The sequence below is a fragment of the Allobosea sp. 10L422 genome (genome assembly GCF_056395345.1).
In genome coordinates this window covers 706,129-732,407 of the sequence record NZ_JBFTJI010000002.1, presented here as the reverse complement: position 1 = coordinate 732,407, position 26,279 = coordinate 706,129, and the positions used below count along the sequence as shown (strand labels likewise).

The following is a 26,279-nucleotide window of genomic DNA, read 5'->3' as shown; positions in this document are numbered from 1 at the left end:
CGCGCCATGGCACGGCACTCCGGTCAATCTGGAGAATGCGATGGCCCCGCCATTCCGTCCGAAACAAGCCAGGCCCGCAGGCGGCAGACCCGGCAGCGCCCGCGGCGCCGGTGGTCCGCCGCCGCATCGGCCCGGCGATATCGACGAGGCCGTGCTCTACGGCGTGCATCCCGTGGTCGAAGCCCTGCGCAACCCGCAGCGCCGCCACCGGCGCCTGCTCGCCACCGAGAACGGCCTGAGGCGATTGCAGGAGGTGGTGGGCACGTTGCCGCTGGAAGCCGAGATCGTGCGCCCCTCCGAGATCGATCGGCTCCTCACGCCTGATTCGGTGCATCAGGGCCTTTATCTGGTCTGCGATCCCCTGCCCTCGCCCGAACTCGACAGTCTGCCGGACGACGCTGTCGTGCTGGCGCTCGACCAGATCACCGACCCTCACAATGTCGGCGCCATCCTGCGCTCCGCGGCCGCCTTCGGCGCGGCGGCGGTCATCGTCACCATCCGCCATTCACCGGCGGCCACCGGCGTGCTGGCAAAATCAGCCTCCGGCGCGCTGGAGCACGTGCCTTTGATCTCCGTCCGCAATCTCGGCGATGCGTTGGAGACGCTCGGCAAGCGCGGCTTCCAGCGCATCGGCTTCGATTCGGATGGCGACGTCGCGCTCGACGACGTGGCGCTGAAGCGGCCGCTCATCATGGTGATGGGAGCGGAAGGCAAGGGCCTGCGCCAGCGCACCCGCGAACTCTGCGATCACGTCGCACGGCTCGAAGTCCCCGGCGCGATCACCAGCCTCAACGTCTCCAACGCCACCGCGATCGCGCTCTACGTCGCGAGCCGCCGCTAGAGACGAAACCGAAGCCCCGGCTCAGCCGAGGCTTGCCGGGGCGGGCGAAGTCGGATCAGCGGCGCGGCACCGTCAGCAGCAATGCGCCCGTCTCGGCATGGGCGTACCGGCTGCGGGCGCCGCCGCGGGCATCGTCGGCACCGCCAATCCGGATGATGCGAGCGACCGGACGCGAGCGTGGCCCCTCCAGCCGGTAGATGGTCGGCTCTGGCGTGGGCGAGCGCTGGATCCCGGCCCGCACCGGCAGGTTCTCGAAAGCGTCGGGATCGATCGTCTGCGGCGCCTCGGCTTGCTGCTCGATGACGCTGACACCGCTTGTCGGCCCGCCGACATCGTACCAGGGCCAGTCATAACCCAGCGAACTCCCGCCAAAGCGGCGATGATGCCAGCCCCGCGCACCACGGCCGGCGCCGCGCCAGGCCCGAGCGGCTTGGATGGGATGCCCGACAATGGCCCGCCCGTGGCCTATCGAGACAGGTATCCCGTGTCCGCCGCCGCGCCCGGCAGCCCAGGTGCCCGTCGATAGCGACGCAGCGACGCAGAAACCACATGACAAGGCGATCGCAAGCCGCGACATCGCGCGCTTCCTCCACCGCATCTCGTCAGGCCTCCCCAAGAGGACTATAATGCCGCCTTGTCTGCTGGAAAGCCACAGCTTTTCCACAGCCGTTGGTCGCCCGCCCGCCTCGTCGATAGTCTTAAGACGAATGGTGCAAGACCAAGTGCTCGATTGCCCCTGCGACAATACGCGCGCAAATCTCTGATCCAGCCTGGCGTGGCGGGATTTGTCCGCCACCCGGCATCGCGGTCATCGCCACATCAGAAGCGCGAGCCGCGCGGAAGGAACCGGCCGGGACATCCCGGCTTCCGGGCTTTACCAGGGGAGACAACCGCCATGAGCATGGCATCGCAAACATCGGATTCGAGGGCTGCCCCTCGGCCGATGACCAAGGAAGAGCGGAAAGTCATCATTGCCTCGTCGGCCGGCACGGTCTTCGAGTGGTATGACTTCTATCTGGCGGGCTCGCTCGCCGCCAACATCGCCCAGACCTTCGTGCCCGGCGACAACGACACGGCGAAGTTCATCTTCGTGCTGTTCGGTTTCGCGGCCGGCTTCGCGGTCCGTCCCTTCGGTGCGCTGTTCTTCGGCCGCCTCGGCGACATGATCGGCCGCAAATACACCTTCCTCGTCACGATGACCGTGATGGGCATTTCGACCTTCCTCGTCGGCCTGTTGCCCGGCTTCCAGACCATCGGTTACGCCGCCCCCGCGATCTTCATCGCCTGCCGCCTGCTGCAGGGCCTCGCGCTCGGCGGCGAGTATGGCGGCGCCGCGACCTATGTCGCCGAGCATGCCCCGATGGGCCGGCGCGGCTTCTATACCTCGTGGATCCAGACCACCGCGACTGTCGGCCTGTTCCTGTCGCTGATCGTGATTCTCGGGCTGCGCCTCAGCATGACGCCGGAAGCCTTCGCCGCCTGGGGCTGGCGCGTTCCGTTCCTGCTCTCGATCATCCTGCTCGGCTTCTCGATCTGGATCCGCCTCCAGCTCTCCGAATCGCCTGCCTTCGTGAAGATGAAGGAAGAAGGCACCCATTCGAAGGCCCCGCTCTCCGAGGCCTTCGGCACCTGGGCGAATGCCAAGATCGGCATCATCGCGTTGCTCGGCGGCACCGCCGGCCAGGCGGTGGTCTGGTACACCGGCCAGTTCTACGCGCTCTTCTTCCTGACGCAGACGTTGAAGATCGACGGCACCACCGCCAACCTGCTGATCGCGCTCTCGCTGCTCGCCGGCACGCCGTTCTTCATCCTGTTCGGCTGGCTCTCTGACAAGATCGGCCGCAAGCCCATCCTGCTCGCCGGCTGCCTGATCGCGGCGCTGACCTACTTCCCGCTGTTTACGATGCTCGCCAGCACGGCCAACCCGAAGCTGATCGCGGCCACCGACAACGTGAAGCTCGTCCTCACCGCCGATCCGGCCGAGTGCGGTACGCTGTTCGACCCGGTTGGCGTGCGCACCTTCACCAAGCCCTGCGACGTCGTCCGCCGCACGCTGGCCACCAACTCGATCCACTACGATCTCGTGCCCGGCCCGGCTGGCTCGCCGCTCAAGGCAACGATCAACGGCAAGGATGCGCCGAGCGGAGCTGCGGATCTCATCACCGCCGCCCAGGCCGCCGGCTATCCGAAGGTGGGTGACGCGACCATCCTGAAGACGCCCTCGATCGGCCAGGTGCTGACCGACGGCCGCGCCATGAAGGCTGTCGGCATCCTGTTCGTGCTCGTCCTCTTCGTGACGATGGTCTACGGCCCGATCGCGGCGCTGCTGGTCGAACTCTTCCCGACCCGCATCCGCTACTCCGGCATGTCGCTGCCCTATCACATCGGCAACGGCTGGTTCGGCGGCTTCCTGCCTCCGACCGCCTTCGCGATCGTGGCCGCCAGCGGCAACATCTTCTCCGGCCTCTGGTATCCGATCATCGTGGCGCTCGGCACCTTCGTGATCGGCTTGCTCTTCCTGCCGGAAACCAAGGACCGCGACATCCTGAAGTAAGCGCCACTTCAAGCGATCTTCTCGGCTCCGCCCGCAAGGGCGGGGCCTTTTCTCTGTGCTCGCGCCCGGGACTCCTCTCGCTGCCCCAAAGCGGCTTTGCCGTGCTGTTCCGCCGCTCGCCGTGCTATCCTAACGTCAGGGTCCGGCAGATGGCATGAGCCATCCCAACCAGCGGCGACGATCGGGTCGCCGCCCGATACTTCCGATGAACAGGCCGGGCCGTTTCAGGGAGTAGCGCGATGACGACCTACATCATGCTGGCCAATTGGACCGATCAGGGCGCGCGCCACGTCAACGCCTCGCCGAGTCGTCTCGACGCCGCTAAAAAGGCGCTCAAGGAGATGGGCGGCGAGTTCAAGGCCTTTTTCATGACCATGGGAAAATACGACATGGTGATCGTCTGCGAGGCGCCGGACGATGCGGTCCAAGCCCGCTTCTGCTTGCAACTGGGCATGCTCGGCAATGTCCGCACCCAGACCCTCAAGGCCTTTCCCGAGGCCGCCTATCGCGAAATCATCCGCTCGGTGAGCTAGATCCTCGTGCGTCCTTTCCGGCGCTACGCAGCGCTCTAACGCTTTGTTGGTGCATCGGATTTCTCCGAAAGGCGGATTGGGCTTCCTGGTCCGATGCGCGGGCCTGTCGGCCAGACGATGAGGCCAGGAAAGCGCTCGTGAAACGGGCCCGCACGCCATTGCGAACGCATGCCGCGCGACGGAACGGCAACAGTAGCATCGGAGATGCTTGCTCTTGCTGCCATCGGCTGGTAACCGCTACGGCACCGCCGACGCGAAAATTCCGTCGGCGGCTATCCTGGCCGCGCAGTCAGGAGCGCCGGTGTAGCACAGCGGTAGTGCAGCGGTTTTGTAAACCGAAGGTCGGGAGTTCGATCCTCTCCACCGGCACCAATGAATTCCGGAATGATTTCAAGATGTTGATGCGAGGCGCTGGATACGATCCGGCGCCTCGCTCCGACGTCCCCCGGGGCGCGCTCGGAACCGCGTCGAGATGCCCCCGTTTGGGGGCTGCGAAGCTTCCACAAATCTCTTGAAATCGGCGGGTTGGAACGTGGCGCGAGGGGGCGATGTTCGAGAACGGCGAAGTTCCGGTAATCGTCGCCGCGGTCGTGCCTCACTGGTTGCTGACGACGATCAACATCATGGGTGCCCTACTGGTACTCGCTGCAGCCTCGTAAGCGCCCCGGCGCTTCCTTGTGCCGGCAGCCGCAAGCCAGACGGATACGATCGCGATACATCCAGGCAAGCCGCTGCCATGGCATCGCAGCCTTGGCTGGCTCAAGGAAGTCCGCTTCGGGATTGACATCCGCCCCGCTCCGGGAACGTCCTGACGAAGCGGGTCAGTCCGGCTCGACAGATCGGGAGGCTCCGATGAAGGCCGTCGCTCTCACGCTCGTTCTCGTGCTGAACGCAGGCGCCGCGCTGGCTCAGGCGCGCCCCTCCACCGTGACGCGCCCTTGTGCGGCCAGCCAGAGGGATGTCCAGGTGCATGGTGCGATCGTACTGGGCACAGGCGGCTTCACCTATGACCGCTTCGTCCGGGACCGAAGCTTCTGCCAGTTCGACGAATCGCTCGATCCGGCCTGGGTGCCCAGTCGTGATCAGGAAGCCTGCTTTGTCGGCTACCGCTGCAAATCGCAGTCGCGCTGGTTCGACTGATCGCATCCCGCCCCTGGCATACGCGGTGATCTCGATGGAACCTGCGCCGCGGGGCAACGTTCAGAGTTCGGGGTGAATGCTGTTCTCTGGGGAGGTTCGCATGCGTCGCTCTCTGCTTCTCGCCGTATCTGTTGTGCCGTTGCTGCTGGCCTCCGGTTTCGCAGCGACCGCTCAATATCGTTTCGGAGGCGGCGGCTTCCGTGCGGGCGGGTTTCACGGCTACGGCATGGGCATGAGGCCCTATGGCGGCGCCTGGCGTGGCGGCTGGGGCTGGCATGGCGGCGGCTTCTACCCGCGCTATTTCCGGGGCGGTTACTATCCCTATCGGCGCTATGGGGGCTGGGGCGGCTATCCCTATTGGGGCGTTGCTTCCGGCCTTGCCGCAGCTGCGACCCTCGGCGCCGTGGCGGCCTATCCGGCCTATGCCTACCCGGCCTACGGTTACCCTGCCTACCCCGCCTACCCGGCCTATGAGATCGTACCTGCCGCGGACGGCGGCCAATGCAGCACGCCGGTGAGGATCTGCACGCTCTATGCGCCCGCCCCGCTTGGCACAGGCTGTTCCTGCCGCGTGCCCGGCGGTCAGGCCCGCGGCACCGTCGTCGGCTACTGACGCGCGGCGAAGGCAGCTCGGATCGACCGGCCCATGCACAGATGGCTGGCCGACACGCGCCTTCATGGGATAGATGTTCGGTCGCGCCGCCGCCATCAGGCGGCGTCTCCCCCAACGCCCCTTATGCGAACCCGGAATGGACGACCGGACTCATCTTCTGACACTGGCCGCACGCTGCGAGGCCTCCGGCAAGCCCGACCGGGCACTCGATGCCGATATCTACGAGGCGCTCGGATACACCGTGCGGCGCAAGCCGACACGGCTCGCCACGCGCCGCACGCCGGCCGGCGGGATCTATCAGCACGGCTCCTTCTGGAAGACGCTCGGGGCGGTCAGCGCCGACATCGACGTCGCCGTCTCGCTCCTGCGGCAGAAGGCGCCCGGGTGGAGCTGGAGCCTGCAATGCCTGGTCGGCGACGAAGCCACGGCGTTCCAGGCCCTCGTCGCCGACTGCTCGGGCCAGGGCATGATGGGGTCGCTTGCTCTTTGCGCCGCGATGCTGCGCGCCCTCGCGCGACGCGATTCTGCGGACGGAGAGGATACCGGGGCCGCGGACGCTGCTGCCTGCGCAACCCAGCCCACCAACCGCCTCACGGAAACTTGACCTATCGGCACATCGTCGCGGTTGAACGGTAACCTCCCCTCGCTAGTCTGCCTGCAATCTGAGGGGAGAACACCATGCAGGATATAAGATTTTCGCGCCGGACCGCGATGGCGGGTGCAGGTGCTCTCGTCGCAGCTGCAACCCTGGACCTTCCAGGGCTCGGTCTGGCCCAAGCGCAAGGAGCTCCCGTGAATCAAGCCCCCGGTTTCTATCGCTACAGAGTCGGCGACATCACGCTGACCGCGATCAACGACGGCTTCGCCCAGCGCCCGCTGGAAGGGTTCGTTCGCAATGCGGAGCTCGGCGACGTCAAGAAAGCGATGGAGCAGGCCTTCCTGCCGCAGGACGCGCTGAACATCACCTTCACCACGCTCGCCATCCAGAGTGGCGGCAAGCTCACGCTGATCGACACCGGCAACGGCAATTCCGGCGCCCCGACTTCCGGGACCTGGATGAAGAATTTCAAGGCAGCCGGCTTCGATGCGAAGGACGTCTCGACCGTGGTGTTCAGCCATTTCCATGGCGATCACATCAACGGTTTCCGGCTCAAGGACGGCACGGCCGTCTTCCCGAATGCGGAAGTCATGGTGCCAGCCGCCGAATGGGCCTTCTGGATGGACGACGCCAAGATGAGCGCGGCACCCGAGGCCATGAAGGGCGCCTTTGCCGGCGTCCGACGCGTCTTCAGTCCGGTAGCCAAGGACGTGAAGCAGTTCGAGCCGGGCAAGGAGATCCTGCCGGGGCTGACCCCGATCGCCGCCCCCGGCCACACGCCCGGCCACACCGTCTTCGCCCTCACTTCGGGCAACGGCAAGCTGATGATCATGTCGGACACGACCAATCATCCGGCGCTCTTCGTGCGCAACCCCGATTGGTCGGCCGTCTTCGACATGGATGGCCCACAGGCTGCCGCTACGCGACGCAAGCTGCTCGACATGGTCTCGGCCGATCGGATGCAGGTCGCCTTCTATCACGCACCGTTTCCGGCCGTCGGACACATCGCGAAGGACGGCAATGGCTTCGAGATGGTCCCGGTCCAGTGGACCCCGGCGATCTGAGCCCCGTTTCGCCGCTTCTCATCGAGGCCGGGCGCGCAGCCCGGCCTTTTCATGACGGCGACTTTGTTGTCGCCCCCCGCCTCGCGACTTGCCCCCCGGTCGTGTTAAGCCTGCGCCGATGCCGCAGGGCCTGCCCCTTCAGGACACGCAATGAACGACCGATTCGGGGCGATCTCCTTCGTCGCCAATGATACGCCTGAGGCGCAGGCGGCGCTCGAGAGGCTGGTCGAGCGCTATGGCGACGCCAATCCGGCGGAAGCGGATGTCGTGGTCGCGCTCGGCGGCGACGGGCTGATGCTGCAGACGCTCCACCGCTTTCTCGGGACCGGCAAACCGATCTACGGGATGAATCGCGGCTCGGTCGGCTTTCTGATGAACGAGTTCAAGGAACGCGGCCTGCGAAAGCGGCTGGAGGCCGCCCAGCGCAGCATCGTGCACCCGCTCTCGATGCAGGCCATCGACCGCAACGGCGCAACGGTGCAGGCCAAGGCCATCAACGAGGTTTCGCTGCTGCGCCGCTCCTACCAGGCCGCGAAGCTTAGGATTTCGGTCGATGGGCAGGTGCGGCTGTCGGAGTTGATCGCCGACGGGCTGCTGCTCGCGACGCCTGCCGGCTCCACGGCATATAATCTCTCGGCCAACGGGCCGATCCTGCCGCTCGATGCGCCGCTCCTCGCGCTGACGCCGATCTCGGCCTTTCGTCCCCGTCGCTGGCGCGGCGCGCTGCTGCCGGACCATGCCAAAGTTTTCATAGAAGTGCTGGAAGCCGATAAGCGCCCGGTCAGCGCCGTTGCGGATCACACCCAGATCGACGAGGTCAGCTCCGTTTCGATCGAGATCGACCGCACGGTCGATCTCGTCATGATGCATGATCCCGGCCACAGCCTGGACGAGCGCATCCTGCGCGAGCAGTTCGGGTACTAGCCCGCGCCCGGCCTCAAGCCGCGTCGCGGAGATCGGCCGCTTCGAGCTCGACCAGGAAGGCCGGATCGGCTTCGATCAGCAGGGCAAGCGCCGCATCGTCCGCGAATGAATCCGCCAGAGCCTTCGCCTCGTCACGGGCGGCTTCGGCATCCATGCGTCGCAGCAGCGCCATGAGCGCGTCGGCTTCCGAACCTTCCATCGCCTCGCAGACGATCAGGACGTCGCGCAACAGGTCGCGGTCGATGCCGTGCCGCGCACCGCCAACGTCGAAGCCGCGGGCATTGAGCGCCAGGATTGCAGCCGTGAAGGCCGGTTCCAGCGCGGCCGGCAGTCCGGCCTTGCGGCACAGCGCCTTGAGTCCGGCACCACGCCTGTCCCGCAGCAAGGCCGCGACCCGTGCGGCCGGCAAATCGGAAAGCGACACGAAGGCGGCCTCCGCCAACGCCGGCTCGCCGCTCAGGAGGGAACGTAGCATCAGGCCGGGCGTCAGCCGCCCGGTCGCGCGCAAGACCTCGACGATTGCCGGTGCATCCGTCGCCTCGCCTCCCGCCGCCAGCGCCACGGCGACGCGCTCGGTGGCCTCGCGGGCGAGGCGGGCGCTGCGCTCGGCGGTCAGCCAACCGCAACCGGTGACGAAGCTTGCAAGCGTATCCGACACCCGTGCAGCGATGACCTGACGTAGTCCAGCGGGCAGGTCCCCCCGCTCCAGGAGCGCCTCGCGCAGCGCACCGCTGTCGCCGCAGCGCTCGAGCATGCGTTCGAACGAGAAGTCGGGAATTTCCGCGGTCCGATTGCCCGCAAGCGTGATCAGCGCCTCTTCGCAACCGACCTCCGCCAACGCCGCGCAGACACTGACCGGCAGGCAGCGACGCCCCGCAATGGCGCGCTGTGCCAGCGTGTCGCCGACCGCCGCCGCATCGACCAGATCGGCCTCGGTCAGCACCGGCGAATGCGCCAAGACCAGCGCCGCCACATCGCTCTGATCGGCGATCAGGCCGAGCGCGAGGTTGCGCGGCGTACGCATCGAGGGCGCCATTTCCTCGGCGATCGCCCGTCGAACCAGCGGCGAGGGATCGTCGATCAGCGCGATCAACGCCGTTTCAGCCTCGCGGCGGTCATCATCCGACATGCCGGAGCGGAGAAAAGCGCCCGCTAGCGCGGCGGCGCCCGAAGCGCGCGCTTCGGCCGGTGCGGTCCGGGCCCAGAGCAGGAAACGGCGAACGATCATGCTCCCCCCCGCTGGATCATGAAGGACGACAGGTCGAGCGGGCCACGACGCGCTTTCCCCACCGTCTGCGATACCGCAGCCGTGGTCGGGGACAGGTCGCTCGGCCGCGACGGCGGCAACGGCGCGTTGACCATCTTGCCGGGATCGACAGCCGCAGCGCTACCGGTCGAGGCGCTCGCATCCGACGCCGACGTCGCACCGGGGCGGGGGAAATAGCGCTCCCCGCCATCGAGCGAAGCCACGCGCGTGCCGCCCCGGCTCGGCGTCGTCCAGAGATTGGCGACGGCCTTCGAGACAGGATCGCGCGAACCATTGGTGGAGAACAGGCCGACGAGCCCCTTCGCGCGGCCCTCGCGCAAGCCGACGGCGATCTCGGCCTGCGGAATATCGCCCTGCCCTGCCTGCGCGTTCTGCGTGACATTGGCCGCGACCTGGGTGCTGGCATGGCTCGCCGCCAGCACGCCATAGACCTCCTGGACGCTGCGGGCCTGGCCCGCCTTGTCGTAGAAGATCGACCGGTTGGCCGCTGCGGCCTCCGGAAAGTCGCGCGCCGCGACACGGTTGGGATCGCTGGCCGCCGCCTTGATCAGGTCGGAAGCGCCGCGCGCACCGAGCACATGCGCCATATAGAGCTCGCCGGCCTGCGGCTGCCTCCCGAGGGCGCCGGCAAGCTGGTCGCGATTCTTCTGCGTCAGCGCGCCGGCCATCAGCGCGGCAACCTGCGGATCATTGCGCAATTGCAGGATCTTCTCGCGCGCGGAAGGGTCGGCGACCGTCAGGCGCCCGCCGCTCTCGGAGATCGCATCGGCATATTGCGAGAGGCCCTGCTTCGGCCCCTCCTGCTTCACCATGGACAGCCAGGTCTGCTCGATGAACTGGAAAAGCCCGGTCGCGCTCGACGTCTTGGCCTTGGCGTCCGGCTCCAGCGAAGATTCGCGCTGCGCCGTCTTGAGCAGATAGTCGAAGCCCGCACCTGTGCGCTCCGCGCCTTGACGGATGGCGCTGACGACCGGATTGGCTGGCTGCGCGTCGCGGGTCTGCGGCGTGGTGAACAGGAACATCTCGAGCCTTCGGCATGCGGCTTCCACGCACTGCGGAAAGCGCAATCAAAACAATGCTTCATTATGGTAAGCGAACCGTTAAGGCCCCTCCCCGAAGCTTAACGCTGCGCTTTCCGCTTCCCTCCCGGCGGATGGCATTCTACGACTTCTCGTGCCGGCTATGGCACCGGACCGAAAACTGGGCCCCAGTTTTGGATCCGATGCCAAACAAGGAGATGGATTGGCCCGCGCCCGATAGGACGCCTGGCAATCTGGCCGGCGGGCGATGCGAAGGCGGAGGCGTCGATGACGGATGTGGTGCGTCACAAGCGCGGCGGTATCTATTTCGAGGATTTTCAGGTCGGTGCAGTGATCGAGCACGGCCTGACCCGAACCGTCACACAGATGGACAACATGTTGTTCTCCAACATGACGCTCAACCCGCAACCGCTTCATATCGATGCACATTTCTGCGCGACCGAGACGGAATGGGGCAAGCCGCTGATGAATTCGCTCTTCACGCTCGGGCTGATGATCGGCATTTCCGTCAACGACACCACCGTCGGCACCACCATCGGCAACCTCGGCATGACCGACGTCGTCTTCCCCGCCCCGCTCTTCGAGGGCGACACCGTGAACTGCACCACAGAGATCGTCGCCAAGCGCGAGTCGCGCTCGCGGCCCGATGCCGGCATCGTCGACTTCCTGCACAAGGCGTACAAGCAGGACGGCACGCTCGTCGCCCAGTGCCGGCGCCAGGCCTTCATGCGCAAGCGCCCCGCCCCGGCCACGATCGCGGTCTGACGGCATGCGCTCGCTCCTGTTCGTGCCGGGCGACAGCCCGAAGAAGCAGCAGAAGGGCCTGGATAGCGGCGCCGACGCGCTGATCCTCGACCTGGAGGATTCCGTCGCACTCGATGCCAAGCCACAGGCGCGCGAGATCACCCGTGCCTTCCTGGATGCCACCCGCCCGTTGCCGGCGCGCCCGCTGCTGATCGTGCGGATCAACGGTCTTGCGACCGGCATGAGCGATGCCGATCTCGACGCCGTCATGCCCGGTGCGCCGGACGCGATCATGCTGCCGAAATCCGAAGGCGGCGCCGATGTAGGCCATCTCGCCGCCAAGATCGCCGTGCGCGAGGCGGAGACCGACCTGCCCGACGGCACCACGCGGATTGTGCCCATCGCCACCGAGAGCGCCAAGGGCATCTTCGGGCTCGGCAGCTATAGCCGCTCCTCGCACCGGCTTATGGCCCTGACCTGGGGAGCCGAGGACCTGTCGGCCGATCTCGGCGCGGAGACCAATCGGCTGGAGGATGGCGCTTACACCGATCCGTATCGCCTTGCCCGCTCGCTGACCCTGTTCGGGGCGACGGCTGCGCAGGTCGAGGCGATCGACACCGTCTTTACCAATTTCCGCGACGAGGCCGCCTTCCGCGCCGAATGCCTCGCGGCGCGGCGCGACGGCTTCACCGGCAAGATGGCGATCCACCCCGCCCAGGTCGCGCCGATCAACGAGATCTTTTCACCCTCGCCCGCCGCTCTCGCCAAGGCGGAGCAGATCGTCGCGCTGTTCGCGGCCAATCCGGGGGCCGGCGTCATCGGCCTCGATGGCGAAATGCTCGATCGTCCCCATCTGATCAGGGCGCAACGGCTTCTCGCACGCGCTCAGAAACTGGCTGAATGATCGACCGGAGGCGATTCGGATGACTCAGGTTTTTGCGATTTCAGGCATGCATTGCGGCGGCTGCGCTTCGCGCGTCCAGGAGGCGGCCACGGCTCTCGCTCCAGGCGCGAAAGTGACGTTCGACCCGCCGCAACTGACCTTGCCGGATGGCGTCACCCTCGACGCCGAGGCGATCAATCGCGCCCTCGCCCAACTCGGCGACTATCGCGCCCAGGGGCCGCTGGCCGAGGGCTGAGGCTTCGCTCATCCGCCCGCCGGCCGCTGGATCGAGAACAGGCTCGTCACCTCGGCATAATCGGCATAACCGCAGCGCGCGATCGGATTGGCGCCGGCCGTGTCGAAGCGCCCGTCCTTGACGAAGGCATCGTCGATGAAGGTGCCGACGACCTGCCCCAGCACCATCCAGCGCGGCACGGCGTTGCCGTCGAGATCATGAAGCTGCTGGATCGACAGCATCTTGCATTCGAGCGCAGCCGGCGTGCCTGCCACGCGCGGCGGCTTGACGAAGCGCGACGGCGCCATCTCGAGCCCGGCATGAACATACTCGCTTTCGCCGCGCGGCAGCGGCGCCGAGGTCAGGTTCATCGGGTGGGCCAAGGCCTTCGTCACCAGTGAGCAGGTGAACTCACCGGTCTCCTCGATGAAGGAGACCGCATCCTTTTTGGCCTCCGAAGAGAACATCACGATGTTCGGCCGCGACGAGATGGCGTTGAAGAAACTGTAGGGCGAGAGATTGACCTCGCCCTTCGCGCTCAGCGCCGTGATCCAGCCGATCGGCCTCGGCGCCACGATCGCCTTGAACGGGTCGTAAGCGAGGCCGAGATCGTCCTTCGTCGCGGAATAATAAGTCACGTCAGGCTCCGTAATAGCTGACGATGTCAGCCATCACCGGGCGGTCTCGATCGGTGATCGGTGCGGTCGGCGTGCCGAGATGGATGAAGCCGGCCATCCGCTCGTCTTCGGCGAGCCCGAACGCGGTCATCACCTCGCGGTCGAAGGAGAACCAGTTCGTCAGCCAGGAGCCGGCATAGCCCATGGCATAGGCGGCCACGAGCATGTTCATGCAGACGGCGCCTGCCGAAAGCTCCTGCTCCCAGAGCGGGATTTTGACATGTGCGCGCGCCCGCGAGACCACCGCCACGATGACGGGTGCATGCAGCAGCCGCTTGCGCTCGAACGCGACCTGATCGTCGCTCGCTAGCGGATTCTTCTCACGATAGATCCGCGCGACCTGCTCGGCCGCCTCCTCGCGCGCCGCGCCGGCGAAGATGATGAAGCGCCAGGGCGTCAGCTTGCCGTGATCCGGCACGCGCGCAGCGATCGCGAGCAATTCGTCGAGCTCGGCGCCCTGCGGCCCCGGAGCGGAGAGGAACTGCGGCGGCACAGAGCGACGCAGCTTGAGCAGAGAGAGCGTATCGGTCATGAAACATCCGGATGGTGGCGATGGAATTGACCTATTCCTTCGCCATGATGAGGACAAGCGTGCCTGCTCATACATGGCCGCAGGGGCGCCAAGGACGGAAATCATGTTTGAATTGGATGGTTTTGAAGCTGGCCGCCGCCTCGCCGGCGTCGTCTTCGCCGTGGCCGTCCTCCTCTCGCCGGCTTCGGCCTCGGCCCAGGCCACGACGCCCGACACCGGCCCCGGTGCGGACGCCCAGGCTCCCGCGGCCCCCGGCGCTCCGAGCGCGCAGGCCAGGCTCAGCGTCTCCGCGCAGTTCGCAAACGATCGCAGGCCGATCAAGTCCGGGCTGAACTGGCGCATCCTCGGCGAAACCGTGGACGGGTCGGCTCCGAAAATCATTGCGCGCTCCTCCGAGTCCGAGCCCAGCTTCTCGCTGCCGCCCGGCAACTACATCATCCACGCCGCCTATGGCTTCGCCAGCGGCACAAAACGCGTCAGCCTGGGTGCGCAGGGGCTGCGCGATCAGGTGCAGATCAGCGCCGGCGCGCTCTCGCTTGCGGGCTCGATCGGCGATGCGCCGATTCCGGCCGGGCAGCTCACCTTCTCCGTCTTCGTACCCTTGCAGGGAAACTCGGAAGGGCGGCTCATCACCAGCGGCGCCAAGGCCGGCGAGATCATCCGCCTGCCGGAGGGCACCTATCACGTCGTCTCCACCTACGGCGATTCCAACGCCATCCAGCGCGCCGACGTGAAGGTCGAGACCGGCAAGGTCACCGAAGCGACGCTGCATCACCGCGCCGCCAAGGTCACCCTGAAGCTCGTCGCCAGCGCCGGAGGCGAGGCCTTCGCCGGCACCGCTTTCAGCGTGCTGACGCCGGGCGGCGACGTCATCCGCGAGGCGATCGGCGCGTTCCCGCAGGTTATCCTGGCCGAGGGCGACTATGTCCTGATCGCCCGGCAGGAGGGGCAGGTCTATTCGCGCGACTTCAAGGTCGAGTCGGGCTCCGACCGCGATATCGAGGTTCTCGCGAAATAGTCGCCCCCCAACGGTGCTCAGTTCACCGGCTTCGTCTCGCGGCCTGCCGTCTCGATCCGGACATTGCCGATGCCGGAGACGATCCCGTCGGCGAGGCGCAGGCCCAGGCAGCGATAGCCGGCATCGACCAGATGCAACCCGTCCATGCCGACTAGCTCCTCCGGCGTGAATTGGCGCGAATTCGACCAGCCCTTCATCAACGCGTAGCGCGGGAAGAGCGAGATGCCCTGCTCCTGGGCCGTCCTCATCAGGACGGCGCGATAATCGTCGTAATGCGGATAGCGCCCCTCGCGCGGCAGCCAGGGCAGATCCATCAGCACCATGTCGATCCCGGCGGCGCGCGCCTTGCCGATGCCCTTGTTCAGGATCTTGGCGAGCTTCTCCTCGCCGATATCGCGGATCGCATCGTTGATGACGGTCTGCCAGATCACGATCGCGGGCTTCTCGTCGATGACATCCGCCTGCATGCGCAGCAGCATGTCATAGGCCGACTGGCCGCCGACGCCCTTGTTGACGACATTGACCTCGGCACCGGGCAGGCGGCGTCTGAGCTCGGTCTGGAGCACCGACGGATAGCTCTTGTCCTCGGCGCTGGCTCCGGAACCGGCGGTAGCGGATGAGCCGAGCGCCACGATCGTCAGCTTGCCGGTTTCCTGCAGGGCCTTGCGCGCGGCTGGCAGAGTCGGCTGGAAGGCAGCCTTGGTCGCATCCGCACGGCAACGCGTGTCGGCTGGCACCGGCATCGGCGCCGCAAAGGAGGACGAATTCAGGGCGAAGACAAGGAGGGCCGCGGCGCCTGCGCGCCACGGGCCGGGACAGGTTCGGCGCTTGCGCCGCGTTTCGTGACCGAGTGGTACCACGACAGGAAAATCCCTAACCCTGTCAAAATACTAATGCCCGCAGTGCAAATCAGCAACTGAACGCTGAGTGCGAAGGATGTTTCCGCCAGAACGATCTGGCCGATGATCGAGAGCACGATCCCGACGCAGAACACATGCAGCGAATTCTGCCCCGCCGAAGCCAGCGCGCGGCCGAGCGCGGGCTTCGCCATCGCCGCACCGCAAGGCAGCCACCGGATCGCCAGCCAGGCCAGCGCCCCGATATGCATCAGCCGCGTCCAGGCCAGATTGGTCTTGTCGGAGCCAAGCTGGACGGAATCGAACCAATCATTCAACGCGCCGATGCCCGTCGGGTTGCCGGTCGATATCTTCACCGCCCAGGCGAAGACGAGAAACGCGACGGCGGCCACGTCCAGCCACAGCAACCGCGGCGCGGCGACGCCGAGCTGCGCCGCCCGGCCGATGATGATCCCCACCGTGAAGACGACCTGCCAGGCGAAGGGGTTGAAGAACCAGACGCCGGCACCGCCGTTCGGCAGGTTGAGCTCTAAGGCGACCGCGGCCTGCCAGATCGCCAGCGAGATGGCGAGCGTCAGCAGCGGGCTGATCCGCACCGCATAGTAGATCGCCGGGAACAGGGCGAGCAGCACGATGTAGAGCGGCAGGATGTCGAGATAGGAAGGCTGATAGGTCAAGGTCAGCGCGCCGATCAGCGCCTCGCCCGTATCGCGGAAGAAGGGCTGGATATTGATCGTCTCGATATAGAGCGGGTTCTGCGTCTGCGTGACCGCGGTGGCGACGACCCCGCAGACGAGCACGAACACCGCGATATGCGCGATGTAGAGCGTCCAGATTCGCCCGCCGAGCTTGAGCGCTGCGAGGGAGAGGCCGCGCTTCTCGATCACCCCGCCATAGGCCAGGGCCGCCGAGACGCCGGCCAGCAGGACGAAGATGTCGGCGGCGTCGGAGAAGCCGTAGCTGTGCGGCATATAGGCCGACACCACGTTTCCCGGCATGTGGTTGATGAAGATGATCAGCAGCGCCAGTCCGCGCACCACGTCGATCCGCGCATCCCTCCCGCCGGCAGGGCGCGCCATGCCGTCAGCCGGCTGGCCGAGAAGCAGGAAGCGACTGAAGGAGGGGATGGACGACACGGGGCTGTCCTTCAGCAGCGAGGAGAGGCTCGGGCGGAACGCGGGTAACTGGTCGCGGTTCCCCGCGGGCGGGCATTCACATGAACATTCCCTGTCGAGTCTGTTCATCTGGCGTTCATATAACTGAAGAGGAGTCGCGTCACGCGGCGCGTTGTCACAAGCGCGTGTGGCGACCTTTCTGCCGCTTTGCGGCGGAGGTGAGACGAGCGGCATACATGCGTTCGACGACACGGCAACGTGATCCGCTCGTTCGCCGGCTCTTTCAGACCGTCATTTGAATCGGCCACAACCGCTGATTGGCGGTCCGCACGCCCGTCAGTAGGGCGGCTCCTGATAGACCTGCTTGCCGTCGATCAGCAGGCGCTTGATCGCCGCCTCGCCCGACGGCGACACGGCCGCGACGACCTCGATGCGAGCCTTTTCGGTGGTCTCGATCGCCTTGCCCTCGCCCTGCGGCACGAAGTAGCTCTCGAGCCCATAGGCGATGCGCAAGCGGCTGCCGTTTCGGCTGCAATCGGTCTCGCCATTGGCATTGATCGCGCAGCCTCCGATCGACGTCACGCGCCCGGCGATCACCACCGCTTCGCCGCTGACTTTCGGCCATTCGCGCGAAACGCGGAGCGCACGCGCGAAGCCCTGCTCATCGCGACCGAGCGTGACGAACACGCTTTCTCCGCGCTGATAGGGCCGCGCGCCCTCCTGCCCCGTCTCGACCATGCTGATCGGATAGGCGAGCACGACATAATCGCCGCGGAAGAGATCGCGCGGATCGACAGGCACCGTCTTCAGCCGGATCTCCGCCCCGTCGCGGAGGATGCGCGCCCGCTGTTCCACCAGCGCCAGCAGGGCGAGCCCGAGCAGCAGCGCGGCTGCGACGGCCCGCCAGAGCAGCGGCACTTTCGCGGCGATCGCATCGGCCGAGAACGGACGCATCATGCGGCCTCCGTCTCGGCAGGCGGGTTCAGCCGCGCGAACAGGCGGCGGGCACCGGAAGCAACCGCCAGCAGCGCCGCCCCCGCGACGAGAAAGAACAGCGACTGGTCCAGCAGCGTGCCGATCGTCTGCCAGAGCAGGATCAGGATCGTGATGCCGAACAGGATGGAGCCCGCCATCACGAGCCGACGAATGCCGCCCGCGGCTCCGGCGACCATGAGGGCCGTCGCCGCGAGAAGGATGAGGCTCGCCACCACGATCTTGCCGGGCATGCCGGTCGCAATGCCGCTCCAGAACACCGCCGGGACCAGCAGCGCCAGCGCCAGCGCAGCCGCCAGTGGCCAGGTGAAGCGCCGGTCGCGGGCCGTCACACCGGCCAGGAGCGCGAGCGGGACGGCAACGGCATAGGCATAGAACACGAAGAGGAAGGCATGGCCGGCGCGAGCCTCGTCATTGTCGAGGATGCGGATCAGCTCGGCGTTGAGAACGACCACGAGTCCGAACAGGCCCCATGGCAGGCAGGCCGTCAGCAGGCCTGGACCGCCCCGGTCGAGCGCAATCGCGCCCAGCGCGACGTAAGCGGCCGAGACGGCCAGGCCATAGGCCAGCAATCCATAATCGAACCGCAAGAACAGCCAGTAGCCAGGCGCCATGCCGATCCAGAACGCACCGGCGAGCACGGCAAGATGCTGGATCAGCCGATTGTTGCGCGACAGCGCCAGCCAGAGCGCCGGCAGATAGAGGGTGAAGAATTCGAAATGGGCGCCGCCGCGCGCCTCCTCCCAGCGCCCGAAGCTCCAGGCACAGATGGCGACGAAAGCGATGGCGAGAGCTCCGCTCGACCGCATCAGGAAGGCGGCCGCCAGCGCCCCGAGCGCGACCAGAACGGCCCCACCGGCCCAATCCGCAGGAAGATGGTACATCTGCCCGACGAGCGCGACCCCCGCGCCGAAGATCAGCACGCCGCAGGTCACGGCGGCATCGCTGCCGCGGGCCGAGCCGCCGCGCTCCAGCCGGAAGGCCAGCGCGAAGCAGACCACGATGCTCGCGAGGATCATGCCGAGCTTGGTGAGGCGCGGAATCGCCTCCCAGTTTGCCGCGATGAAGGCGGCGACGCTCGACGCGATCAGCAGCCCGCCAAGCAAGCCGAGCAGAGCCGGCAGGCCGAAGCCGCCATGCTCTCGGGCAACGGAGCGACGGATCGCGCCGGCGCTCTCCGCACTGAGCAGCCCGCCATCGACCCAGCGGATGAGATCGGCCTCGAGCCGCTTGCGATAGGAACCCGTCAGCATCGCCGGCAATCTGGCATGGACGCAGCGGCTTTTGCTAGGGGTGCGCTCCAACGACCGTCATTCTCGGGCGAAGCAAGGCTTCGGCCCTAGAATCGCTCAGAGGGTGCGAGCCTCTCTTGCCCGAGATGCCCGAGGTCAAGCCCGGGCATGACGGGGTGACAGGTCACGCCGCCTTGGTTGCCTTCTTCCGCGCGAGGTCCGGCGCCGACGCCTCCTGCACCAGCGCGGCGAGCGCTTCCGACAGCGGCATCACCGTCTGCGCCTGGCTGCCGAGGCGGCGGACCGTCACGGTCTTCTCCTCGGCCTCGCGCCTGCCGACGGCGATGATGACCGGGACCTTCGCCAGCGAATGCTCGCGCACCTTGTACGAGATCTTCTCGTTGCGCAGATCGGCGCGGGCGCGCAGCCCCGCGCCCATCAGAGCCATCGTGACCTCCTCGGCATAGCCGTCGGCGTCCGATGTGATCGGCGCGACGATGACCTGCTCCGGCGCCAGCCACAGCGGGAAATGCCCGGCATGGTGCTCGATCAGGATGCCGGTGAAGCGTTCCAGCGAGCCGCAGATCGCGCGATGGACCATGACCGGCTGCTTCTTCTCGCCGTCGGCACCGATATAGAAGGCGCCGAAACGCTCCGGCAGGTTGAAGTCGACCTGCGTCGTGCCGCACTGCCAGTCGCGGCCGATGGCGTCGCGCAGCACATATTCGAACTTCGGCCCGTAGAAGGCGCCCTCGCCCGGATTGATCTCGGTCTTGATCCGGTTGCCGGATTGCTTTGCGATCTGCTCCAGCACCCTGCCCATCACCTCCTCGGCATGGTCCCAAACCGCGTCGGAGCCGACGCGCTTCTCCGGCCGGGTCGAGAGCTTGATGACGAGGTCGTCGGTGAAGCCGAAATCTTCGTAGACCGAGAGGATCAGGTCGTTGATCTTCATGCACTCGGCCGCAAGCTGCTCCTCGGTGCAGAAGATATGCGCGTCGTCCTGCGTGAAGCCGCGCACGCGCATCAGCCCATGCAGCGCGCCTGATGGCTCGTAGCGATGGACATTGCCGAATTCGGCAAGCCGGATCGGCAGGTCGCGGTAGCTCTTCAGCCCGTGCTTGAAGATCTGGACGTGGCCGGGGCAGTTCATCGGCTTCAGTGCGAAGACGCGGTGGTCGCGCTCGGCATCGGCCGGGTTCTCGAAGGCCGCAGCCGATTTCACCGCGAACATGTTGTCCTGGTACCAGCCCCAGTGGCCGGAGGTCTCCCAGAGCGACTTGTCGAGGATCTGCGGCGCGTTCACCTCCTCATAGTCGGCGGCGAGGCGCCGGCGCATATAGGCGATGATCTCCTGGAAGAGCCGCCAGCCCTTGGAGTGCCAGAACACGACGCCCGGCCCCTCCTCCTGGAAGTGGAACAGGTCCATCTCCCGGCCGAGCTTGCGGTGGTCGCGCTTCTCCGCCTCCTCAAGCTGCTTGAGATAGGAGTCGAGTTCTTCCTGCTTGGCGAAGGCGGTGCCGTAGATGCGGGTCAGCATCGCGTTGTTGCTGTCGCCGCGCCAATAGGCTCCGGCCGTCTTCATCAGCTTGAACGCGTTGCCGACCTTGCCGACCGAGGTCATGTGCGGGCCGCGGCACAGGTCGATCCAGTCGCCCTGGGCGTACATCTTCAGGGTCTGGTCCGCCGGAATGGCATCGACCAGTTCGACCTTGTAGGCCTCCCCCTTCTGGGCGAAGAAATCCTTGGCCTTGTCGCGGCTCCAGACTTCCTTCGTGAAGGGTTTGTCGCGCGCGATGATCTCGCGCATCTTCTTCTCGATCGCCGGGAAGTCCTCCGGGGTGAAGGGCTCGTTGCGGGCGAAATCGTAGAAGAAGCCGTTTTCGATGACGGGGCCGATCGTCACCTGCGTGCCGGGGAAAAGCTCCTGCACGGCTTCGGCGAGCACGTGCGCGGTGTCGTGCCGGATCAGCTCGAGCGAACGCGGGTCTTCCCGGTTCAGGAACTCGATCTTCGCGTCGCGCTCGATCGGGTCGGCGAGATCGACGACCGTGCCGTCGAGCGTCATCGCGACGGTGCGCTTCAGGAGAGAGGGGGAAATGCCCTTGGCGATATCGACCCCGGTGATGCCGGAGGGAAACTCGCGCTTGGCGCCGTCGGGAAATGTCAGGGAGATCGTCATCGATCGCGCTCCTGCTCACTCGGGGATACGAACCCCGTAAGTCAAGGCCGGCTGCCTGTCGGAAGAGCGCGCGAGCCCGCAGCCGGTTCGGCGCGCGCGAGAGGCCCTCGCCTATACGACGGGGCGACAGCGCGCAATCACGGAGACCGCGAGCTTGCCGATTTGTCATGCGATGGTCAGGCGCCCGCAAACATGCTGCAATCAGGCTCGAGGCTCCTGAACCCCATCCGGAAAGGACCGCCCATGATCCGCATCGCGCTCGCCGCTCTCCTGCTTGCCGTTTCGGTCCCGGCCCTCGCTCAGGGTCAGGCTGCGGTGCGCGCTGCCTGCCAGGCGGATTTCGAGAAGAACTGTCCCGGCATCAGGCCCGGCGGTGGCCGGCTGCTCGCCTGCATGCGCGGGAAGGAGGCTTCTTTCTCGGATGATTGCAAGGACGCGCTCAAGGCTGCCCAGGCCCAGCGCCAGGGGAAGTCGTAGGGCCCGGCGAGGCGAGCCTCTCCGTTTCAGGCACATAGGTGCCGCGCCAGCGCCCGTACCGCCACGGTCGATACCAGTTTGCATCCGCGGGTAGCTGCTCGCAGACGATATCGACGCCGCTCGTTCCCCACGGGTTGCAGCGACAAATCCGCGCAACGCCTACCCAGCCGCCGCGCCACAAGCCGAAGCGCTGGATCGCCTCGTCGGTATAGGCGGAGCAGCTCGGCCAATGCCGGCAATGGCGCCCGACCAGCATGGAAAGACTGAGCTGATAGCCGCGTATTGCGAAATGTGCAGAACGGCGCGGCAAAAGCGCAAGCCTTCGCAAGCGCGAAAATCTTTGCTTAACAAAGAGACGCTGGAATAGATCGTCTGCTTCGTTTTGTTCAGCCGCCACCAGAACCCGCTTTCCATTCCCGTTTTTTCGATTGCCCGACACCGGAAACATGATGCGCGCCGCTCGATTTCGCCATGCCCTCCTTCGCCCGGTCCACCTGCGCAATGCTCTTGCGGGTGTCGCACTGGCGTTGAGCCTCGGCCTCGCCGCGCCTGCCTCGGCCCAGCAGCGGCCTTACCTGCTCTGGCTCGATGGTTCCAAGCTCGACATCGCGCATATCATCGGCCTGCCGCCGGCGCAGAACAGCCCGGAAGCCAAGACCGAGTTCGAGCAGGTGCAGCAGCTGACGCTCAATCGCACGCCCGAGCGCGAGAAGCAGGCGATCGCCGACCAGCGCCAGGGGCTGGTCAACTTCCTGAACGGCATGGAAACGAACTATGTCGACAACACCCACCGCGAGGTGCGCCTGCTGTTCCGCGAGGCACAGGTCGAGCTCGGCATCCTGCTGAAGAGCGTCCACCGCCTGACGAGCCGCACGCGCCCCTTCCAGCTCTGGTCCAAGGTGCGCGTCAAGCCCTGCCCCGGCGCGCGCCCGGAGGGTACCTCCTTCCCTTCCGCCCACGCGGCGACGGCTGCGCTCTATGCGGAACTGCTCAAGGCGGCGGTCCCCTCTATGGCCGACAAGCTCGAGGAGCGCGTGAAGAGCTATGACGAGAGCCGCCTGATCTGCGGCTTCCATTTCCCAAGCGATCTCGTCGCGGGCGACAAGGTCGGGCGCGCCGTCGCCAAGGCCCTCTTGGCTGAACGCGCCTTCAAAGCCCGCTTCGACGAGACGATTCCGGAGATCAAGGTCGCCTTCGGCGTGAAGTGATCAGGCGGCGGCCTCGCGCCGGCGCGCCTCGATCTGGTCGATCGCATCGACCACCGCATCGAAGGTCAACATCGTCGAGGCATGGCGCGCCTTGAAGTCACGCACCGGCACGAGCACGGCAAGATCGGCCCATTTGCCCTCCGGCGGCTCCGCATTCTCCTTCAGGATGGCGCGGGCCTGCTCGCGCACCCGGCGCAGCTCCTCCGCCGTCGAACCGACGACATGCCGTGCCATGATCGAGGAGGAGGCCTGTCCGAGCGCGCAGGCCTTTACCTCATGGCCGAAGCCGGTGACGACATCGCCCTCCATGGTGACATCGACTGTCACGGTCGAGCCGCATAGCTTCGAATGAGCCCGCGCCGTGGCGTCCGGAGACGGCAAGCGTTGCAGCAGGGGGATGTTGGCGGCTAGCGAGAGGATGCGCTTGTTGTAGACGTCGTCCAGCATGGCTTGATCTCTCGCCGATCTGGAATGACCGGCCTGGAGATCCGATATAGGGTTGATCGCCGTAAAACGGGAGGGCATGGACACCTCTTCCGCCAGTGGGCGTGAAACTTGTCGCAACGGCCTCGCGGTCGCGGTCGCTTGGCCGCCGGGCGCGTGGCCTCCATCGTCCCAACGGGAGGCACCACATGATCCCTGTGGTTAAGTCCTTGTCCGTCGAGGGGGCCGTAGGCCCCTCCGCTGACAAGTTTCTGGTTCGCAAGCCAACGCGGGAAGAGGCCGAAGCCGCGGTCCGCACCCTCATTCTCTGGGCCGGCGACGATCCGTCGCGGGAGGGCCTCGTCGAGACGCCGCAGCGCGTCGCCAAGGCTTATAGAGAACTCTACAGCGGCTACGCAGAGGATCCTCATGACATCCTCGACCGCGTCTTCGAGGAGGTCGACGGCTACCAGGATATGATTCTGGTGCGCGACATCCCGTTCTATTCGCATTGCGAACATCACATGGTGCCCTTCGTCGGCAAGGCGCATATCGGCTACTACCCGTCGAAGGGCGTGGTCGGGCTCTCCAAGCTTGCCCGCATCGTCGACGTCTATGCCCGGCGCCTGCAGACGCAGGAGACGATGACCGCCCAGATCGCGGATGTGATTGAAGAGGCACTGGAGCCGCGCGGCATCGCCATCCTCGTCGAGGCCGAGCATATGTGCATGTCGATGCGCGGCGTGCAGAAGCAGGGCTCCTCGACCATGACGACGCAGTATCGCGGCGTCTTCCGCGATGATCCGGCCGAGCAGGTCCGCTTCTTCACGATGGTGAAGTCGCCTGGGCTGTAGCCCGGCGGTTGGCGCCACGCGGCCAGTTTCCTACAAGGCGCGTCGGATGACGCGCCTTTTCCACGATGGAGCCGAGATGAGCCTCTTCCCCGCCGCGGCCGACAAGCACGCCCTCGAGGAGGGCACGGTGCTGAGCCCCCGCTTCGACGGCAACGGCCTCGTGACGGTCGTTGCCACCGAAGCCGACAGTGGCGCGGTGCTGATGGTCGCGCATATGAATGCCGAGGCGCTGAAGCGCTCGATCGAGACCGGCGAGGCCTGGTATTGGTCCCGCTCGCGCCAGGAGCTCTGGCACAAGGGCGCCACCTCCGGCCAGATCCAGACCATCGTCGAGATGCGGGTCGACTGCGACCAGGACGCGATCTGGCTCAAGGTCAAGGTCGGCGGCGATGGCGGCTGCTGCCACACCGGCCGCTGTTCCTGCTTCTACCGGCTCCAGCCTCTGCGCGAGGAAGCCCAGAAGCCGCTCCTCATCTGCGATTGAGGCGAACTTGACGCTCATGCGCATCGGCAATGCCGCCGGGGCACCTTCACGGTTTCGTCAAATGCAGACGATAATGGCGGCTGTCATGCCGTTCACCATTCGCTCATCGGCTTCTGAGACCCTAAGTCCATATGGAGGGATGGGTCCATGTTCTGGGACGATGCCGCGCGGCGGGCCTTTGGTCTCGGCGGAGGTGGTGCCGCAATGAACGAAATGCGTTCGATCGAAGACCAGCCCTCGGCCCTCAGGCCGAAGATCGGGCTGGCGCTCGGCGGCGGCGCGGCGCGGGGCTGGGCCCATATCGGAGCCCTCGAAGTCCTGATCGAAGCGGGCTTCGCCCCCGATGTGATCGCCGGCACCTCGATTGGAGCGGTGGTAGGCGGCTGTTTCGCCGCCGGAAAACTGCCGGAGCTGACGGAATTCGTCACCAGCCTGACCAAGCGCCGTATCGTCGGCCTGATGGATTTCCATATCGGCGGCGCCGGCCTGATCGCTGGCGGACGGCTGAAACGCCTGCTCGACCAGCATCTCGACGGCATCCGCATCGAGGAATTGTCGAATCGCTTCGTCGCTATCGCGACCGAACTCGGATCCGGCCACGAGATCTGGCTGCGGCACGGTCCACTGGTCGAGGCGCTGAGCGCCTCCTATGCCCTGCCGGGCGTGTTCGACCCGGTGAAGCTCGGCGGTCGCTGGTTGATGGACGGCGCGCTGGTCAATCCAGTGCCGGTCACGGCGGCCCGGGCGCTCGGCGCCGACATCGTGATCTGCGTCAACCTCAACAACGACCTTTCAGGCCGCGGCACGATCATCCAGAACCACGGCTCCGATCCCGATCCGCTCGTCCCGGAGTTGGAGATCCGCCCCGAGCCACGCTGGTTTGACGGCATCAGCGGCGCGGCCAAGCGCGTCCGCAACATCGTCGGCCGCCCGGCGGAGAACCGTCCTGGCCTGGCCGGCGTGATGATCGATGCCTTCAACATCACGCAGGATCGCATCTCGCGCTCGCGTCTCGCCGGCGATCCGCCGGACGTCATGATCGGCCCGAAGCTCGGCCGCATCGGCCTGTTCGATTTCCACCGGGCCGAAGAAACGATCGAGTTGGGGCGGCAGGCGGCGCAGCGCGTGCTCGACGATATCGCCGCCCTCGTGGCCGCCAACCATATCGCGCCCTAAAACCGAGCCGGGCGCGCTGGGTCGCCACATGTCCTACCGGGCGCAAAGTGGCGATCTATCCTCCCGGTTTGGCATCGGATTTTTCCGAAAGGCGGCATCCGCTTTTCAGTTCGATGCGATACCCGTCAGGCCATCGCAATATAGTCGCGCATCGCCTGGCTTTCGGCCTCGATCGCTGCGACGCGATGCTTCACCACGTCGCCGATCGAAACGATGCCGGTCACTCGCCCGTTCTCGACGACCGGAACATGGCGGAAGCGGCCCATCGTCATGATCTCCATCAACTCGTCGACGCTGGTCTGCGGCCGGCAGGTCACGACCTTTGAGGTCATCGACCGCGACACCGCGCTCTCCAATGCCGTGGCACCATGCTCGCCCAATGCGCGGATGATGTCGCGCTCGGACAGGATGCCGACAAGCGCTCCGTCCGCCCCCATGACGACCACGGCACCGATGCGCTTTTCGCTCAGCGTGCGGATCGCCTCGGCCAGAGTGCGGTGCGGCTGCACCGAAATGACCTCGCGCCCCTTGTCGCTCAGCAGCTTCTCGACATTCATGGAAGTCCCTCCTCGCAGGCGCGCCATCGCCGGCGCGCAGTTCCGCTGGAACCCCTCG

30 protein-coding genes and 1 tRNA gene are annotated in these 26,279 nt (G+C 66.3%); 18 read left to right on the top strand and 13 right to left on the bottom strand.

Annotated elements, in window-relative coordinates:
• Window positions 1-40 precede the first annotated feature (40 nt).
• Window positions 41-841, top strand: a complete 801-nt coding sequence (gene rlmB / locus AC1DEZ_RS07945) for a 23S rRNA (guanosine(2251)-2'-O)-methyltransferase RlmB (RefSeq protein WP_476779296.1) — start codon at window positions 41-43, stop codon at window positions 839-841.
• A 55-nt stretch (window positions 842-896) separates the two neighbouring features.
• Here the strand turns inward: rlmB and AC1DEZ_RS07940 are convergent, their stop codons facing one another.
• Window positions 897-1,418: a hypothetical protein gene (locus tag AC1DEZ_RS07940; RefSeq protein WP_476779295.1), complete on the bottom strand. Its 522-nt coding sequence runs from the start codon at window positions 1,416-1,418 to the stop codon at window positions 897-899.
• A gap of 366 nt (window positions 1,419-1,784) precedes the next feature.
• Here AC1DEZ_RS07940 and AC1DEZ_RS07935 point away from each other — a divergent pair, with 366 nt between their 5' ends.
• The 8 genes from AC1DEZ_RS07935 to AC1DEZ_RS07900 all read left to right on the top strand — a co-directional run bounded on the left by AC1DEZ_RS07935 (window position 1,785) and on the right by AC1DEZ_RS07900 (window position 8,267).
• Window positions 1,785-3,395 carry an MFS transporter gene (locus AC1DEZ_RS07935; protein ID WP_441512901.1) on the top strand — a complete coding sequence of 537 codons (1,611 nt, stop codon included), beginning with the start codon at window positions 1,785-1,787 and terminating at the stop codon, window positions 3,393-3,395.
• Window positions 3,396-3,634: 239 nt separating this feature from the next.
• Window positions 3,635-3,928, top strand: coding sequence for a GYD domain-containing protein (locus AC1DEZ_RS07930; protein WP_441512902.1), 294 nt, complete (start codon window positions 3,635-3,637; stop codon window positions 3,926-3,928).
• Window positions 3,929-4,225: 297 nt separating this feature from the next.
• Window positions 4,226-4,300 (top strand) — tRNA-Thr (locus AC1DEZ_RS07925).
• Window positions 4,301-4,780: 480 nt separating this feature from the next.
• The gene (locus AC1DEZ_RS07920; RefSeq protein ID WP_441512903.1) at window positions 4,781-5,068 is read left to right on the top strand and encodes a hypothetical protein; all 288 of its coding nucleotides are present in this window, start codon (window positions 4,781-4,783) and stop codon (window positions 5,066-5,068) included.
• Window positions 5,069-5,168: 100 nt separating this feature from the next.
• Window positions 5,169-5,681 carry a hypothetical protein gene (locus AC1DEZ_RS07915; RefSeq protein WP_476779294.1) on the top strand — a complete coding sequence of 171 codons (513 nt, stop codon included), beginning with the start codon at window positions 5,169-5,171 and terminating at the stop codon, window positions 5,679-5,681.
• A 136-nt stretch (window positions 5,682-5,817) separates the two neighbouring features.
• Window positions 5,818-6,285 (top strand): hypothetical protein, encoded by a 468-nt coding sequence (locus AC1DEZ_RS07910; protein ID WP_476779293.1) that lies wholly within the window; start codon window positions 5,818-5,820, stop codon window positions 6,283-6,285.
• A gap of 188 nt (window positions 6,286-6,473) precedes the next feature.
• Entirely contained in the window at window positions 6,474-7,343 is an 870-nt protein-coding gene (locus tag AC1DEZ_RS07905) for an MBL fold metallo-hydrolase (protein WP_476779292.1), read from the top strand.
• A gap of 150 nt (window positions 7,344-7,493) precedes the next feature.
• A complete protein-coding gene (locus AC1DEZ_RS07900) occupies window positions 7,494-8,267 on the top strand; it encodes an NAD kinase (protein ID WP_476779291.1) in 774 nt (257 codons plus the stop codon).
• Between the two features lie 13 nt (window positions 8,268-8,280).
• On the opposite strand, the gene AC1DEZ_RS07895 is transcribed toward AC1DEZ_RS07900, so the two are convergent.
• Together AC1DEZ_RS07895 and AC1DEZ_RS07890 are read right to left on the bottom strand one after the other, a co-directional pair.
• A complete protein-coding gene (locus tag AC1DEZ_RS07895) occupies window positions 8,281-9,495 on the bottom strand; it encodes a DUF2336 domain-containing protein (RefSeq protein WP_476779290.1) in 1,215 nt (404 codons plus the stop codon).
• Window positions 9,492-10,556 (bottom strand): lytic transglycosylase domain-containing protein, encoded by a 1,065-nt coding sequence (locus AC1DEZ_RS07890; protein ID WP_476779289.1) that lies wholly within the window; start codon window positions 10,554-10,556, stop codon window positions 9,492-9,494. The genes AC1DEZ_RS07895 and AC1DEZ_RS07890 overlap by 4 nt, the downstream gene beginning before the upstream one ends.
• A 249-nt stretch (window positions 10,557-10,805) precedes the next feature.
• On the opposite strand from AC1DEZ_RS07890, the gene AC1DEZ_RS07885 reads away from it, so the two are divergent.
• From AC1DEZ_RS07885 to AC1DEZ_RS07875, 3 genes are read left to right on the top strand one after another with little or no spacing between them, the layout of a single operon-like run.
• The gene (locus AC1DEZ_RS07885) at window positions 10,806-11,339 is read left to right on the top strand and encodes a MaoC family dehydratase (protein ID WP_476779361.1); all 534 of its coding nucleotides are present in this window, start codon (window positions 10,806-10,808) and stop codon (window positions 11,337-11,339) included.
• 4 nt (window positions 11,340-11,343) lie between these two features.
• Window positions 11,344-12,222 carry an HpcH/HpaI aldolase/citrate lyase family protein gene (locus AC1DEZ_RS07880; protein WP_476779288.1) on the top strand — a complete coding sequence of 293 codons (879 nt, stop codon included), beginning with the start codon at window positions 11,344-11,346 and terminating at the stop codon, window positions 12,220-12,222.
• Between the two features lie 19 nt (window positions 12,223-12,241).
• On the top strand, window positions 12,242-12,457 hold the full coding sequence (locus AC1DEZ_RS07875) for a heavy-metal-associated domain-containing protein (protein WP_476779287.1): 216 nt from the start codon (window positions 12,242-12,244) through the stop codon (window positions 12,455-12,457).
• Between the two features lie 8 nt (window positions 12,458-12,465).
• Here the strand turns inward: AC1DEZ_RS07875 and AC1DEZ_RS07870 are convergent, their stop codons facing one another.
• Window positions 12,466-13,074, bottom strand: coding sequence for a flavin reductase family protein (locus tag AC1DEZ_RS07870; protein WP_476779286.1), 609 nt, complete (start codon window positions 13,072-13,074; stop codon window positions 12,466-12,468).
• A gap of 1 nt (window position 13,075) precedes the next feature.
• On the bottom strand, window positions 13,076-13,645 hold the full coding sequence (locus AC1DEZ_RS07865) for a nitroreductase family protein (RefSeq protein ID WP_476779285.1): 570 nt from the start codon (window positions 13,643-13,645) through the stop codon (window positions 13,076-13,078).
• A 103-nt stretch (window positions 13,646-13,748) separates the two neighbouring features.
• On the opposite strand from AC1DEZ_RS07865, the gene AC1DEZ_RS07860 reads away from it, so the two are divergent.
• The gene (locus AC1DEZ_RS07860) at window positions 13,749-14,663 is read left to right on the top strand and encodes a hypothetical protein (protein WP_476779284.1); all 915 of its coding nucleotides are present in this window, start codon (window positions 13,749-13,751) and stop codon (window positions 14,661-14,663) included.
• Window positions 14,664-14,680: 17 nt separating this feature from the next.
• Here AC1DEZ_RS07860 and AC1DEZ_RS07855 read toward each other — a convergent pair whose 3' ends face one another.
• The 5 genes from AC1DEZ_RS07855 to thrS all read right to left on the bottom strand — a co-directional run bounded on the left by AC1DEZ_RS07855 (window position 14,681) and on the right by thrS (window position 21,042).
• Window positions 14,681-15,406: an SGNH/GDSL hydrolase family protein gene (locus AC1DEZ_RS07855; RefSeq protein ID WP_441512916.1), complete on the bottom strand. Its 726-nt coding sequence runs from the start codon at window positions 15,404-15,406 to the stop codon at window positions 14,681-14,683.
• A 23-nt stretch (window positions 15,407-15,429) separates the two neighbouring features.
• Window positions 15,430-16,656, bottom strand: a complete 1,227-nt coding sequence (locus AC1DEZ_RS07850; RefSeq protein ID WP_476779283.1) for an OpgC family protein — start codon at window positions 16,654-16,656, stop codon at window positions 15,430-15,432.
• Between the two features lie 315 nt (window positions 16,657-16,971).
• The gene (locus AC1DEZ_RS07845; RefSeq protein WP_476779282.1) at window positions 16,972-17,592 is read right to left on the bottom strand and encodes a GDYXXLXY domain-containing protein; all 621 of its coding nucleotides are present in this window, start codon (window positions 17,590-17,592) and stop codon (window positions 16,972-16,974) included.
• Window positions 17,589-18,881 (bottom strand): DUF2157 domain-containing protein, encoded by a 1,293-nt coding sequence (locus AC1DEZ_RS07840; RefSeq protein WP_476779281.1) that lies wholly within the window; start codon window positions 18,879-18,881, stop codon window positions 17,589-17,591. The genes AC1DEZ_RS07845 and AC1DEZ_RS07840 overlap by 4 nt, the downstream gene beginning before the upstream one ends.
• Before the next feature lie 163 nt (window positions 18,882-19,044).
• Window positions 19,045-21,042: a threonine--tRNA ligase gene (thrS, locus tag AC1DEZ_RS07835; protein WP_476779280.1), complete on the bottom strand. Its 1,998-nt coding sequence runs from the start codon at window positions 21,040-21,042 to the stop codon at window positions 19,045-19,047.
• Between the two features lie 243 nt (window positions 21,043-21,285).
• Between thrS and AC1DEZ_RS07830 the strand changes: the two genes are divergently transcribed.
• Entirely contained in the window at window positions 21,286-21,519 is a 234-nt protein-coding gene (locus tag AC1DEZ_RS07830) for a hypothetical protein (protein ID WP_476779279.1), read from the top strand.
• Here the strand turns inward: AC1DEZ_RS07830 and yidD are convergent.
• Window positions 21,482-21,829 carry a membrane protein insertion efficiency factor YidD gene (gene yidD, locus AC1DEZ_RS07825; protein WP_441513083.1) on the bottom strand — a complete coding sequence of 116 codons (348 nt, stop codon included), beginning with the start codon at window positions 21,827-21,829 and terminating at the stop codon, window positions 21,482-21,484. The two genes, AC1DEZ_RS07830 and yidD, sit on opposite strands and share 38 nt — an antisense overlap.
• A gap of 139 nt (window positions 21,830-21,968) precedes the next feature.
• On the opposite strand from yidD, the gene AC1DEZ_RS07820 reads away from it, so the two are divergent.
• A complete protein-coding gene (locus AC1DEZ_RS07820; protein ID WP_476779278.1) occupies window positions 21,969-22,727 on the top strand; it encodes a phosphatase PAP2 family protein in 759 nt (252 codons plus the stop codon).
• Here the strand turns inward: AC1DEZ_RS07820 and AC1DEZ_RS07815 are convergent, their stop codons facing one another.
• Window positions 22,728-23,174, bottom strand: a complete 447-nt coding sequence (locus AC1DEZ_RS07815) for an iron-sulfur cluster assembly scaffold protein (RefSeq protein ID WP_476779277.1) — start codon at window positions 23,172-23,174, stop codon at window positions 22,728-22,730.
• A gap of 185 nt (window positions 23,175-23,359) precedes the next feature.
• Here AC1DEZ_RS07815 and folE point away from each other — a divergent pair, with 185 nt between their 5' ends.
• The 3 genes from folE (at window position 23,360) to AC1DEZ_RS07800 (ending at window position 25,664) form a co-directional block, all read left to right on the top strand.
• On the top strand, window positions 23,360-24,004 hold the full coding sequence (gene folE, locus AC1DEZ_RS07810) for a GTP cyclohydrolase I FolE (RefSeq protein WP_476779276.1): 645 nt from the start codon (window positions 23,360-23,362) through the stop codon (window positions 24,002-24,004).
• Between the two features lie 76 nt (window positions 24,005-24,080).
• Window positions 24,081-24,488, top strand: coding sequence for a phosphoribosyl-AMP cyclohydrolase (gene hisI, locus AC1DEZ_RS07805; RefSeq protein ID WP_476779360.1), 408 nt, complete (start codon window positions 24,081-24,083; stop codon window positions 24,486-24,488).
• 204 nt (window positions 24,489-24,692) lie between these two features.
• Window positions 24,693-25,664 carry a patatin-like phospholipase family protein gene (locus AC1DEZ_RS07800; RefSeq protein WP_441512926.1) on the top strand — a complete coding sequence of 324 codons (972 nt, stop codon included), beginning with the start codon at window positions 24,693-24,695 and terminating at the stop codon, window positions 25,662-25,664.
• Window positions 25,665-25,789: 125 nt separating this feature from the next.
• Here AC1DEZ_RS07800 and AC1DEZ_RS07795 read toward each other — a convergent pair whose 3' ends face one another.
• Window positions 25,790-26,221, bottom strand: a complete 432-nt coding sequence (locus AC1DEZ_RS07795) for a CBS domain-containing protein (RefSeq protein WP_476779275.1) — start codon at window positions 26,219-26,221, stop codon at window positions 25,790-25,792.
• Window positions 26,222-26,279 lie beyond the last annotated feature (58 nt).

Coding starts and splice junctions, on each gene's coding strand:
- AC1DEZ_RS07840 (WP_476779281.1), bottom strand. CDS start 18,881: ATGCTGACGGGTTCCTATCGCAAGCGGCTCGAGGCCGATCTCATCCGC.
- AC1DEZ_RS07900 (WP_476779291.1), top strand. CDS start 7,494: ATGAACGACCGATTCGGGGCGATCTCCTTCGTCGCCAATGATACGCCT.
- AC1DEZ_RS07875 (WP_476779287.1), top strand. CDS start 12,242: ATGACTCAGGTTTTTGCGATTTCAGGCATGCATTGCGGCGGCTGCGCT.
- AC1DEZ_RS07895 (WP_476779290.1), bottom strand. CDS start 9,495: ATGATCGTTCGCCGTTTCCTGCTCTGGGCCCGGACCGCACCGGCCGAA.
- AC1DEZ_RS07910 (WP_476779293.1), top strand. CDS start 5,818: ATGGACGACCGGACTCATCTTCTGACACTGGCCGCACGCTGCGAGGCC.
- folE (WP_476779276.1), top strand. CDS start 23,360: ATGATCCCTGTGGTTAAGTCCTTGTCCGTCGAGGGGGCCGTAGGCCCC.
- AC1DEZ_RS07940 (WP_476779295.1), bottom strand. CDS start 1,418: ATGTCGCGGCTTGCGATCGCCTTGTCATGTGGTTTCTGCGTCGCTGCG.
- hisI (WP_476779360.1), top strand. CDS start 24,081: ATGAGCCTCTTCCCCGCCGCGGCCGACAAGCACGCCCTCGAGGAGGGC.
- AC1DEZ_RS07800 (WP_441512926.1), top strand. CDS start 24,693: ATGAACGAAATGCGTTCGATCGAAGACCAGCCCTCGGCCCTCAGGCCG.
- AC1DEZ_RS07795 (WP_476779275.1), bottom strand. CDS start 26,221: ATGAATGTCGAGAAGCTGCTGAGCGACAAGGGGCGCGAGGTCATTTCG.
- AC1DEZ_RS07915 (WP_476779294.1), top strand. CDS start 5,169: ATGCGTCGCTCTCTGCTTCTCGCCGTATCTGTTGTGCCGTTGCTGCTG.
- AC1DEZ_RS07820 (WP_476779278.1), top strand. CDS start 21,969: ATGCGCGCCGCTCGATTTCGCCATGCCCTCCTTCGCCCGGTCCACCTG.
- thrS (WP_476779280.1), bottom strand. CDS start 21,042: ATGACGATCTCCCTGACATTTCCCGACGGCGCCAAGCGCGAGTTTCCC.
- AC1DEZ_RS07815 (WP_476779277.1), bottom strand. CDS start 23,174: ATGCTGGACGACGTCTACAACAAGCGCATCCTCTCGCTAGCCGCCAAC.
- AC1DEZ_RS07890 (WP_476779289.1), bottom strand. CDS start 10,556: ATGTTCCTGTTCACCACGCCGCAGACCCGCGACGCGCAGCCAGCCAAT.
- rlmB (WP_476779296.1), top strand. CDS start 41: ATGGCCCCGCCATTCCGTCCGAAACAAGCCAGGCCCGCAGGCGGCAGA.
- AC1DEZ_RS07935 (WP_441512901.1), top strand. CDS start 1,785: ATGACCAAGGAAGAGCGGAAAGTCATCATTGCCTCGTCGGCCGGCACG.
- AC1DEZ_RS07855 (WP_441512916.1), bottom strand. CDS start 15,406: ATGCCGGTGCCAGCCGACACGCGTTGCCGTGCGGATGCGACCAAGGCT.
- AC1DEZ_RS07845 (WP_476779282.1), bottom strand. CDS start 17,592: ATGATGCGTCCGTTCTCGGCCGATGCGATCGCCGCGAAAGTGCCGCTG.
- AC1DEZ_RS07920 (WP_441512903.1), top strand. CDS start 4,781: ATGAAGGCCGTCGCTCTCACGCTCGTTCTCGTGCTGAACGCAGGCGCC.
- AC1DEZ_RS07865 (WP_476779285.1), bottom strand. CDS start 13,645: ATGACCGATACGCTCTCTCTGCTCAAGCTGCGTCGCTCTGTGCCGCCG.
- AC1DEZ_RS07830 (WP_476779279.1), top strand. CDS start 21,286: ATGATCCGCATCGCGCTCGCCGCTCTCCTGCTTGCCGTTTCGGTCCCG.
- AC1DEZ_RS07860 (WP_476779284.1), top strand. CDS start 13,749: ATGTTTGAATTGGATGGTTTTGAAGCTGGCCGCCGCCTCGCCGGCGTC.
- AC1DEZ_RS07930 (WP_441512902.1), top strand. CDS start 3,635: ATGACGACCTACATCATGCTGGCCAATTGGACCGATCAGGGCGCGCGC.
- AC1DEZ_RS07880 (WP_476779288.1), top strand. CDS start 11,344: ATGCGCTCGCTCCTGTTCGTGCCGGGCGACAGCCCGAAGAAGCAGCAG.